Raw genomic sequence first — 11716 nt, 5'->3', positions numbered from 1 at the left:
GCGCCTCTAACGCCGCTGAATAGCCTCCACGTTCACTGAACGTGGATCAGGCCGGTCGAGCAACGCTGGTGCCGGACCGGGACGGACCCGCCGCCGGGAACACCGGCGCGGCGCGGGCGGACGCGGATCCGCGCGGGACCGGCCCGGCCGTCCGGACGGCGTTTCCGCCGGCGGGACGGCACAGGGGCCCCGGGCCCGTGTGGGTGGCGACGGCTCCGGTGCGGGGCCGCGGACGACGCGAGCGGGCACTCCCGGTCGGCGGAAGAACGGAAGGCTGGCAATGGAATCGGCGACGCAGGTGGTCCACCCGACCGGTGGACGGGACGAGACGTCGGAACGACCGTCCGGGGCAGGGGCTCCGGACACGGCAGCGGGCACGGCGCCGGGCACGGCCCCCGACGCGTCCGCCTCGCGGGCGCGGGAGGTCGCCGCCCTGTGGGCGGAGGTCCTCGGCGTCCCCGAGGTCGGCGTGGAGGACGACTTCTTCGCCCTCGGCGGCAACTCCCTGTCCGGAATCAAGATCATCGAGCGGGTGGCGCAGGACCACGGCGTCCAGCTGTCCGTGCGCGACTTCTACCTCGCGCAGACCCCCGCCCGCGTCGCCGAGCTGATCGAGCGAGGGAGGGCCGAGGCGTGAGACTGACGCCGGGTCCCGCCCGCGCCGTCGACCTCGACGCCGTCGACCTGTTCGACCTGGACCTGTACTCCTCCGGGGACCCGCACCGGATCTGGGACGTCATGCGGGCGGAGGCGCCCCTGCACCACCAGGTCCTGCCGGACGGCCGGGAGTTCTGGTCCGTGACGCGCTACGAGGACGTCCACCGGGTCCTCGCCGACCACCGGGCGTTCACCTCGGAGCGCGGCACGGTCCCCACCCACCTCGGCACGGACGACGCGGCGGCCGGCGTCCTGATGACCTCCACCGACCCGCCGCGCCACACCGAGGTCCGCCGGCCGCTCGGCTCCAAGCTCACCGCGCGCGCCGTGAAGTCCTGGGAGGACTCCATCCGCGCCACCGTGGCGCGCTTCCTGGAGCCCGCCCTCGACGGCGAGGTCTTCGACCTGGCCGAGCGGGCGCTGCTCCTGCCGGCGATGGTCACCGGACCGCTCCTCGGCATCCCCGAGAAGGACTGGGCCGAACTCGTCCAGCTCACCGCCATGGTCACGGCCCCCTCCGACCCGCACTTCATGGTCGGCCACGAGGCCGCGACCCTCGCCATCTCCCACCACGAACTCGTCGCGTACGTCCGCGAGTGGGTCAGGGACCGGCGGGCGAGCGGCGAGGAGGACGACAGCCTCCTGCACCACCTCATGAGCGTCCGGCCGGGCGGCGAGCCGCTGAGCGACGAGGAGATCGCCCTCGACGGCTACAGCATCCTCCTGGGCGCCAACGTCACCACCCCGCACACCGTCTCGGGCACGGTCGAGGCCCTGATCGAACGGCCCGAGCAGTACGCCGGGGCGGCCGCCGACCCCACCCTCGTGCCCAACCTGGTCGAGGAGGGCCTGCGCTGGACCTCGGCCGCCTGCAACTTCATGCGGTACGCCGTCGACGACGTCGAGATCGCCGGGGGCACGATCCCGGCCCGCGCCGCCGTCGTGGCGTGGATCGGCTCGGCCAACCGGGACGAGGCCCTCTTCCCCGACCCGCACTCCTTCGACATCACCCGGGCCGGCGCCAAACGCCAGGCCGCCTTCGGCTTCGGCACGCACTTCTGCATCGGCGCGCCGCTGGCCCGCATGACGCTGCGGATCTTCTTCGAGGAGCTGTTCCGGCGCTTCGAGTCGATCGAGCGCGCCGGCGAACCGCAGCACCTGCGGTCGTACTTCATCGCGGGCATGACCCACCTGCCCGTCGTCGCCAGGAAACGGCGGACCCCATGACCACGACACCCACCCCCATACCCACACCCGCTCCCGTGGCCACGCCACCCACGCCCACACCCGTGGCCACGCCACCCACGTCCACCCCCGTGACCGCCACGCCCGCTCCCGCCCCCGCGCCCTCGCCGTGGTTCGTCCGGCCGCCGTCCGGCGAGCACCCGGCCCGGCTCTTCTGCTTCCCCTTCTCCGGGTCCGGGGCCTCGGCCTTCAGCGCCTGGCCCGCCGCGATCGGCGGGGCCGAGGTCTGCCCGGTGCAGTTCCCCGGCCGCGAGAACCGGCTCGGCCACCCCCACTACGGCACCTACGAGGAGCTGGCCGACGCCCTGGCCGAGGCCCTGGCCCCCCGGCTCGACCGGCCGTACGCCTTCTTCGCGCACTGCGCGGGCGCCCTGCCCGCGTACGAGACCGTGCTGCGGCTCGCCACGCTCGGCCTGCCGGGACCGGAACGCCTCTTCGTCTCCGGCCAGCCCGCCCCGCACGACGCCGCGCGCGACCGGATGCTCACCCTGACCGAGGCCGGGCTCCGGGCCGAGCTGGAGGGCTTCGTCCGGAGCCGGGGGATCGAGCCCCGGCCCGACATGATCGACCTGGGCATGCTCGTGCTGCTGCGCGACCACGCCGCCGCGGGCGCCTACCGGCGGACCGAACCGGCCCCGGTGGACTGCCCCGTCACCGTCCTGCACTGGAGCGACGACCCCGACGCGGGCCTCGAAGAGCTCGACGGCTGGCGCCGCTACGCCGGCTCCGTCGAGTTCCGGACGGTCGGCGGAGGCCACTACGACTTCATGGACGCCCCGTCCGAACTGCTGGACCTGTTGACCTCCTGGCGGTGACGGCCTTGCCGTCCGCACACGCCGCGACCCGTGGGAATCCGGAAGGAAAGCGTATGAGTGGCACAGCCGCCGACATCGCCGTGATCGGGATGTCGTGCCGCTTCCCCGGCGTGCAGAACCCCGCCGACTTCTGGCGCCTGCTGTACGACGGCGGGACGACCGTCGGGACCTTCCCCCGGAGCCGGGCGGCCGACGCGAGCCACGGCTCCCACCCCGACGCCGCCACCCTGGACGCGGGCTCGTTCCTGGAGTCCGTCGCCGGGTTCGACGCCGGGTTCTTCGGCGTCGGCCCGGAGGAGGCCGCCGCCATGGACCCCGTCCAGCGCCTGGGCCTCGAACTGGCCTGGGAGGCCGTCGAGGACGCCGGGATCCCGGCGTCCTCGCTCGCGGGCCGCGCGATCGACGTGGTCGTCGGCGCCGGACCCTCCGGGTACGAGCGGCTGCGCGCGCGCTCCGGAAGCGACCGGGACGACCACTACGCCGCGCTCGGCTCGTCCGGCGCGCTGATCGCCAACCGGATCTCCGCCCTCCTCGACGTCCGGGGCATGAGCTTCTGCGCCGACTCCGGCCAGTCCTCCTCCCTGGTGTCGCTGGCCCTGGCCTGCGACCGGATCCGGGCCGGCGCCGTCGACACGGCGCTCGCGGGCGGCGTGCACCTGATCGTCGACCCCGAGGCGGGCACGGGCCTGGTGAACCTGGGCGCCCTGTCGCCCGAGGGCCGCTGCTTCCCCTTCGACGAGCGGGCCTGCGGCTTCGTCCGGGGCGAGGGCGGGGCCTTCGTCCTGCTCAAGCGGCTCGACCTGGCCCTCGCCGACGGCGACCGCGTCCACGCGGTGGTGCGCGGCTGGGGCGTCGCCACCGGCGGCGCCTCCGCCCGCATCCCCGACCCCAGCCCGAGCGGGCAGGCGGCGGCCGTCCTCGCCGCCCTCGACGGCGCGGGCCTCGCCTTCGACGACGTCGACTACGTCGAGGCCCACGGCACCGGCACCCGCAGGGGCGACCCCGCCGAACTCGCCGGACTGCGCGAGGCGGCCCGCGTCTCCGCCCGTACCCGCCCCCTGGTGATCGGCTCGGCGAAGGCCAACGTCGGACACCTGGAACCCGCCGCCGGCCTGGTCGGCCTCGTCAAGGCCGCCCTCTGCGTGGACCGGGGGCACCTGGTCCCGAGCCCGGACTTCCGCGCCCCGAACCCCGAGGTCGCCGACTTCCACGAGGACTTCGAGGTGCTGCGGGCCCCGCGCCCCTGGCCGGGCGGCCCCGACCGGCCGCGCCGGGCCGGGGTGTCGGCCTTCGGCATGGGCGGCACCAACGCCCACGTCGTCCTCGAACAGGCCCCCGAGCCGGTCCGCACGACGACGGCCGGGGCGACCGGCGGCGCGACGGACGACACCGTGACCGGAGCGGCCGACGGCACCACGGCCGGCGCGGCCCCCGCCCCCGGCACCCTGCCCTGGGTGCTCTCGGCCCGCTCCGAGCCCGCCCTGCGCGCGCAGGCCGCGCGGCTGCGCGACCTGGTGGCCGCCGACCCCGCCCTCGTACCGGCCGACGTCGGGCACTCGCTGGCCTCGACCCGGACGCTCCTCGAACACCGGGCGGTCGTCCTGGCCGACGACCGGGAGGAGGCGCTGGCCGGCCTCGGCCTCCTCGCCGAGGGCGGCGACTCGGCCCGGGTGGTGCGCGGGAGGGCCGCCGACGGCCCCTCCGGACCGGTGGTCTTCGTCTTCCCCGGCCAGGGCTCCCAGTGGCTCGCCATGGGGAAGCGGCTGTACGCCGGGTCGGAGGTCTTCGCCCGGTCCGTCGACGCCTGCGAACGGGCCCTGGCCCCGTACGTCGACTGGTCCCTGGTGGACGTCCTGACCGGCGCCGGGACGGCCCCCTCCCTCGACCGGGTGGACGTGGTCCAGCCCGCCCTGTTCTCGATGATGGTCTCGCTGGCCCGGGTCTGGCGGTCCCTCGGGGTGGTCCCCGACGCCGTCGTGGGCCACTCGCAGGGCGAGATCGCCGCCGCCTGCGCGGCCGGCGCCCTCGGTCTCGACGACGCGGCGCGGATCGTCGCCCTGCGCAGCCGGGCCGTGGTCGAACTGCTCGGCCGGGACGGCGGGATGAGCGCCGTGGCCGCGCCCGCCGACCGGGTCGGGGAACTGCTCGCACCCTGGTCGGACCGGATCTCCGTGGCCGCCGTCAACGGCCCCTCGTCCGTGGTGGTCGCCGGGGACGGCGCGGCGCTCGACGCGTTCGGCGCCGCCGCCGAGGCCGCGGGCGTCCGGGTCCGGCGGGTCAAGGTCGACTACGCCTCCCACTCCCACCACGTCGAACGCCTCCGCGAGCGCGTCCTGGAGGTCACCGAGGGGATCGCACCGCGCGAGACGGCCGTGCGGTTCCACTCCACGGTCACCGGCGGCCCGCTCGACACGCGGTCCCTCGACGGCGCGTACTGGTACGCCAACCTGCGCTCGATGGTGCGCTTCGGCGAGGTCGTCGAGGACCTGATGCGCGTCCCCGGGGCCGTCTTCGTCGAGGTGAGCCCGCACCCGGTGCTCCAGGTCGCGATGGAGGAGGCCGCCGACGCGCTGCCCGTCCCGCCCCCGGTGGCCCACACCCTGAGCCGGCACGACGGCGGCGCGGGCGAGGTCCTGGCCTCCCTGGCCGGACTCCACGTGCGGGGCGTGCCGGTGGACTGGGGCACGGTGTTCGCCCCGCACCGGCCGCGCCGCGTCGCCCTGCCGACGTACGCCTTCCAGCGGGAGCGCCACTGGCCGGCCGGCCTCGGCGGACCCGCGGGCCGGGAGGCCGCCGAGCGGGCGACCGGGCCCGCCCCCGGGGTGCCGGGCCCCGTCTCGGCCGAGACGGTCCTCGCCCTCGTCTGCGCCGAGACGGCGGCCCTGCTGAGCGCCGGGAACGCGGCCCTGACCGGCGCCGACCTCGCGACGCGGGCGGACGACTCCTTCAAGAGCCTGGGCTTCGACTCCTCGATGGCCGTGGGACTGCGCAACCGGATCGGCGCCGCCGCCGGGGTGCGGCTGCCGGCCACCGTCGTCTTCACCCGCCCCACGCCGAGGGCGCTCGCCGACCACGTCCTCTCCCTGCTCGCACCGGAGGAGCCCGGGGCCGCCGGAGCGAAGGCCCCGGAGCCCGCGGCGGAGGCGCCGGGCCCGGAGCACCACGACGACGACGACCTGTACGCACTGATCGACCGCGGATACGTGTAGCCGCACGCCCCGCACCCGTTCTTCGAAGCAATCGTTTGGGGGAGGCCCTGGTGGAGGATGTCGACAAGCTCCGGTCCTACTTGCGACGCGCCGTCGGCGACGCGCGGGAGCTGCGCGAGCGCGTGCGCGAGCTGGAGGACGCCGCCCGTGAGCCCGTCGCGGTCGTGGGCGTGGGATGCCGCTTCCCGGGCGGCGTGGCGTCCCCCGAGGACCTGTGGGGGATCGTCTCCGACGGCGTGGACGCCATGGGGGAGTTCCCGGAGGACCGGGGCTGGGACCTGGACGCCCTCTACGACCCGGACCCCGGGGCGCCGGGCAGGACGTACACCCGCTCGGGCGGGTTCCTGTCCGGCCTCGCGGAGTTCGACGCGCCGTTCTTCGGCATCAGCCCGCGCGAGGCCCTGGCCATGGACCCGCAGCAGCGGCTGATGCTGGAGACCTCCTGGGAGGCCCTGGAACGGGCGGGCATCGACCCGGCCGGCCTGAAGGGCTCGGCCACCGGCGTCTTCACCGGCCTCTACGCCACCGACTACGGCCCCAGGATGGGCGGCGGCGCGGCCGGCGAGGTCGAGGGCTTCGCCATGACGGGCCTGTACAACAGCGTGGCCTCCGGCCGGGTGGCGTACGTCCTCGGCCTGGAGGGCCCGGCGGTCTCCACCGACACCGCCTGCTCCTCCTCCCTGGTCGCCGTCCACCAGGCCGTGCGGTCCCTGCGCTCCGGCGAGTGCGCGCTCGCCCTGGCCGGCGGCGTGACGGCCATGCCCACCCCGGGCATGTTCGTGGAACTCGCCCGGCAGCGCGGCCTGTCGGCCGACGGCCGCTGCAAGGCCTTCGCCGACGCCGCCGACGGCACCGGCTTCTCCGAGGGCGCGGGCGTCCTGGTCCTGGAGCGGCTCTCGGACGCCCGGCGCAACGGCCACCGCGTCTGGGCCGTGATCCGGGGCTCCGCGATCAACCAGGACGGCGCCTCCAACGGCCTGACCGCGCCCAACGGGCTCGCCCAGCAGCGGGTGATCCGCGCGGCCCTCGCCGACGCCGGACTCGCCGCCGGAGCCGTCGACGCCGTGGAGGCCCACGGCACCGGCACCCGGCTGGGCGACCCGCTGGAGGCCGAGGCGCTGCTCGCCACGTACGGACAGGGCCGCGACGCGGACAGCCCCCTGTGGCTGGGCTCGCTGAAGTCGAACATCGGCCACACCCAGGCCGCCGCCGGAGTCGGCGGGATGATCAAGATGATCATGGCGATGCGGCACGGCGAGCTGCCCCGGACCCTGCACGTGGACCGCCCGTCGGAACACGTGGACTGGTCGGCCGGAGCGGTCGAACTCCTCACCGAGCCCCGCCCCTGGCCCGCCGACCCCGGCCGCCCCCGCCGCGCCGGAATCTCCTCCTTCGGCATCAGCGGCACCAACGCGCACCTGATCCTGGAGGAGGCCCCCGCTCCGGAACCCGAGGACCACGACGGCACCGACGGCACCGACGGCGACGCGGGCGCCGCTCTCGGCGGCGCGGGCGCCCCCGTCCCCTGGATCCTGTCGGCCCGTTCCGCCGAAGCCCTGCGCGAGCAGGCCCGGCGGCTGGCCGACGCCGTCGCCGCCGACCCGGACCTCTCGCCCGCGGGCGTCGGCCGCGCGCTCCTGGACACCCGGTCGCTCTTCGACCACCGCCGGGTCGTCGTCGGCGCCGACCGCGCGACCCTCCTCGCCGGTCTCGCCGCCGCGGCCTCCGGCGACGAGGGCGCCCCCGCCACCGTCGCCGGAACCGCCCGGCCGGTGGGCCGCACCGTCCTCGTCTTCCCCGGCCAGGGCGGCCAGTGGACCGCGATGGGCCGCGAGCTCTACGCGACCTCACCGGTCTTCGCCGAGCGGCTGCGCGCCTGCGCCCGCGCCCTGGAGCCCTGGATCCCCTGGCCGCTGGTCGAGACCGTCTGCGGCGGCCCCGGGGCCGCCGACCTGGAGGACGTCGACGTCGTCCAGCCCGCGCTGTTCGCCGTCATGGTGTCGCTGGCCGAGGTCTGGCGCTCCCTCGGCGTCACCCCGGACGCGGTCGTCGGCCACTCCCAGGGCGAGATCGCCGCCGCCTGCGTCGCGGGCGTCCTCACCCTGGAGGACGCCGCCAGGATCGTCGCCCTGCGGTCCCGGCTGCTGGCCTCCGCCGCCGGCGAGGGAAGCATGGCCGCGATCCTGCTGCCCGAGGAGCGCGTACGGGAGCTGCTGCCGCGCTGGAACGGCCGGGTCGGCGTCGCCGCCGTCAACGGCCCCGGCTCCACGACCGTCTCGGGCGAGACCGACGCGGTCGGGGAACTGGTCGCGGCCTGCGAGGCCGAGGGCGCCCGCGCCCGGATGATCAAGTCGAGCGTCCCCGGCCACTCCGCCCTGATGGACCGCTTCGAGGCCCCCCTCAAGGAGGGCCTGGGCACGATCGCCCCCGCGCCCTCGCCCGTGACGGTCTACTCCACGGTCACCGGCGCGGTGATCGACCCCGCCGAACTCGACGCCGGCTACTGGTTCCGCAACCTGCGCGAACCGGTCCGGTTCGCCACCGCCATGCGGCGCATCGCCGAGGCCGAGCCCCACGCCGCCGTCATCGAGGTCGGTCCGCACCCCCTGCTCACCATGAGCGTCCAGGAGCTGTACGACTCCGTCCCCGGCGCCACCGGCTTCGCCCTGGGCACGCTGCGCCGCGACGAGGGCGGGCTCGACCGCCTCCTCCTGTCCGCCGCCGAGGCCTTCACCGCCGGCCTCCCGGTCTCCTGGCGGGCGGCCCTGCCCGCGTACGGCGGCCCGCCGGTCGACCTGCCCACGTACGCCTTCCGGCGCCGGCGGTACTGGCTCGACGCCCCCGGCGAGTCCACCGCCCGGGGCACCTCCGACCACCCGCTGCTCGACACCGTGATCGAGCTGCCCGAGGACGGCGGGCACCGGGGGGTCGTGGCCGGCGGTCGCCTCTCGCCGGAGCGCCACCCCTGGCTCGCCGGGCACGCGGTCCACGGCGCCGCCCTGGTGCCGGCCGCGGTCCTGGCCGAACTCGCCGCCTGGGCGGCGGACCGGGCGGGCTGCGAGATCGTCGGGGAACTCGCCCTGGAGACCCCGCTGGTCCTCTCCCGGACGGCCGACCGCGAGATCCGGGTCGTCCTCGACGCCGGACGGAGGATCACCGTGCACTCGCGCGGCGACGGCGAGACGGGATGGACCCGCAACGCCGTCGGCACCGCCGGGCCCGTCCCCGGCGCCCCGGCCCCGGCGGACGGGGACCTCCGGGCCTGGCCCCCGGCGGGCGCGTCCCCGGTCCCCGCCGACGACGCGTACGCCCGGCTCGCCGCCCTCGGCCTCGCCCACGGGCCCCTGTTCCGGGGCCTCACCCGGCTCTGGGACCGCGACGGCACCCTCTTCGCGGAGGTGGAACCGCCCGGGGACGAAGGGGTCGCGGGCGGCTTCCGGATCCACCCGGCGCTGCTCCAGACCGCGTTCCTTCCGGCCGCGCTGCCTCCGGCCGGGGGCCTCCCGGCCGCACCGCCTCCGGCCGGGGGCCGGTTGCCGCACCGCTGGACGGGCCTGCGCCTGGACCGGGCCGCGCCGTCCGCGCTGCGCGTGCGCCTCGCGCCCGCCGGGGAGGACGCGGTGTCCGTGACCCTGGCCGACCGGACGGGCGCGCCCGTCGGCTCGATCGCCTCGCTCGGGCTGCGGCCCGTGGACGCCGCCGAACTGGCCGAGCTGGGCTTCGACCACCGCGACGCGCTGTTCCGGACCGAGTGGATCCCCCTGCCGGTGCCGACGTCCGCCGGCGACCTGCCCCACGCCGTCGTCGGGGCGCCCGGCGGCCCGGCGGGCCCCGCCGAACTCGCGGCCTCCGGCGCGGAGACGCCCGCCGTCGTCGTGGCCGTCCTGGACGCCGTGGACCCCGTGGCCTCCACGGGCACGGAGGCGGGCGCGGGCACGGAGACGACCGGGTACACGGAGGCGGGCGCGGGCACGGAGACGACCGGGTACACGGAGGCGGGCGCGGGCACGAAGGCGGCCGGGGACACGGAGGCGGGCGCGGGCACGGACGCGGATATCCTCGCCGCCACCGGCCGCGACCTCCACCGCGTCCTGCGCTGGACCCGGGAATGGCTCGCCGACGACCGCTTCGCCGGCTCCCGGCTGGTGTTCGTGACGCGGAACGCCTGCCCCGACGGGCCGTCGGACCGCACCGACCCCGCGGCCGCCGCCGTCTGGGGCTTCGTCCGCACCGCCCAGACCGAGAACCCCGGCCGCTTCGTCCTCGTGGACACCGACGGCCGGGACGCCTCCCTCGCCCTGGTCCCGGCGGCCGCCGCCACCGGCGAGGCCCAGCTCCGCGTCCGCGCCGGACACGCCGCCGTCCCCCGCCTGACCCGTGCCGACCTCACCGCGAAGACGGCCGCGAAGACGGCCGTGGAGACACCGGACGCACCGGCGTTCGGCACCGGCACCGTCCTCATCACCGGTGGCACCACCGGCCTCGGGGCGATGCTCGCCCGGCACCTCGTGGCGCACCACGGCGTCCGCAGCCTGCTCCTCACCAGCCGGCGCGGCCCGGCGGCCCCAGCCGCCGCGGCCCTGCGCGAGGAGCTGACGGCGGCGGGGGCCCGCGTCGACGTCGCGGCCTGCGACGTCGGCGACCGCGCCGCGGTCGCCGCGCTGCTCGCCGCCGTGCCCGCCGGGCACCCGCTGACCGCCGTGGTCCACTGCGCGGCCGTCCTCGACGACGGGGTCGTCGAGGCCCTCACCGAGGACCGCGTGGACGCCGTGCTCGCGCCCAAGGCGCACGGCGCCTGGCACCTGCACGAGCTGACCCGCGACCTGGACCTGACCGCGTTCGTGCTCTTCTCGTCCGTCGCCGGCGTGCTCGGCACCGCCGGACAGGCCAACTACGCGGCGGCCAACGCCTTCCTCGACGGCCTCGCGCGGGCCCGGCACGCCGCCGGGCTGCCCGCCCTCGCCCTCTGCTGGGGCTTCTGGGGCGAGCGCAGCGAGATGAGCGCCGGCCTCGTCGACGCCGACGTCGTCCGCCTGCGGCGCCAGGGCGTCCTGCCGCTGTCCTCGCGGGAGGGCCTCGCGCTCTTCGACGCGGCCCTGCCGGCGCCGGACCCGGTCCTGGTGCCCACCCGCCTCGACCCGTCCGTGCCGGGCGCGCTCCGGGACGACGGCGCCATGGGATCGCCGCTGCTGCGCGGCCTGGCCGGCCCGTCCGCGCCCGGCGCCCCCGACGGCGCGCCGACCTCGGACGGCGGCCTCGCGGAGCGGGTGGCCGCGCTGCCGCCGGCCGCCGCCGAGGCGCTGCTGCTCGACGCCGTCCGCACCCGGACCGCGCTCGTCCTCGGCCACCCCGACACCACGGCGATCGGCCCGGAGACGGCCTTCAAGAAGCTCGGGATCGACTCGCTCACCGCGCTGGAGCTGCGCAACAAGCTCGCGGCGGCGACCGGCCTGAAACTGCCCGCCACGCTCGTGTTCGACCACCCGAACCCGAACGCCCTCGTGCGGTTCCTCGGGGAGCGCCTCGCACCGGCCGCCGCCACCGCGCCGCCGTCCCCGGCCGCCCACCTCGTCAGGGAGATCAAGGGCCTGGGCGCGCTCCTGGAGGACGCCTTCCGCGAACTCGCGGACGACGACAAGGACACCGTGTCCGCCCTGCTCGCCGCATTGCAGGGCCGGGTCCGCTCGATGGCGACCGCCGGGGCCCCGGCCGGAATCGCCGACCAGATCAGTTCGGCCTCGGCGGGAGAGCTCCTCTCCCTCCTGGACAAAGAGCTCGGCTAGGGGAGAG

The 11716-nt window shown here is 76.8% G+C and carries 4 protein-coding genes and 1 pseudogene; all 5 read left to right on the top strand.

Annotated features, from left to right (window positions below; all coding sequences use genetic code 11):
* Positions 1 to 280 precede the first annotated feature (280 nt).
* Positions 281 to 637 (top strand): phosphopantetheine-binding protein, encoded by a 357-nt coding sequence (locus ACIQKA_RS24865; RefSeq protein WP_383156862.1) that lies wholly within the window; start codon positions 281 to 283, stop codon positions 635 to 637.
* Entirely contained in the window at positions 634 to 1884 is a 1251-nt protein-coding gene (locus ACIQKA_RS24860; protein WP_383156865.1) for a cytochrome P450, read from the top strand. The genes ACIQKA_RS24865 and ACIQKA_RS24860 overlap by 4 nt, the downstream gene beginning before the upstream one ends.
* 89 nt (positions 1885 to 1973) lie before the next feature.
* Positions 1974 to 2717 carry a thioesterase II family protein gene (locus tag ACIQKA_RS24855; protein WP_402542427.1) on the top strand — a complete coding sequence of 248 codons (744 nt, stop codon included), beginning with the start codon at positions 1974 to 1976 and terminating at the stop codon, positions 2715 to 2717.
* Between the two features lie 53 nt (positions 2718 to 2770).
* Positions 2771 to 5926: a type I polyketide synthase gene (locus tag ACIQKA_RS24850; protein ID WP_402542424.1), complete on the top strand. Its 3156-nt coding sequence runs from the start codon at positions 2771 to 2773 to the stop codon at positions 5924 to 5926.
* A gap of 95 nt (positions 5927 to 6021) precedes the next feature.
* Positions 6022 to 11709: pseudogene (locus ACIQKA_RS24845) on the top strand (SDR family NAD(P)-dependent oxidoreductase); the annotation flags it as partial.
* Between the last annotated feature and the right edge of the window lie 7 nt (positions 11710 to 11716).

The sequence above is a fragment of the Streptomyces sp. NPDC092045 genome (genome assembly GCF_044756005.1).
Taxonomy (GTDB): domain Bacteria; phylum Actinomycetota; class Actinomycetes; order Streptomycetales; family Streptomycetaceae; genus Streptomyces.
This window is presented reverse-complemented; position numbering and strand designations above follow the sequence as displayed.

What these genes read in the sequence shown, in the direction of transcription:
- ACIQKA_RS24865 (WP_383156862.1), top strand. Translation starts at nt 281, where the DNA reads ATGGAATCGGCGACGCAGGTGGTCCACCCGACCGGTGGACGGGACGAG.
- ACIQKA_RS24850 (WP_402542424.1), top strand. Translation starts at nt 2,771, where the DNA reads ATGAGTGGCACAGCCGCCGACATCGCCGTGATCGGGATGTCGTGCCGC.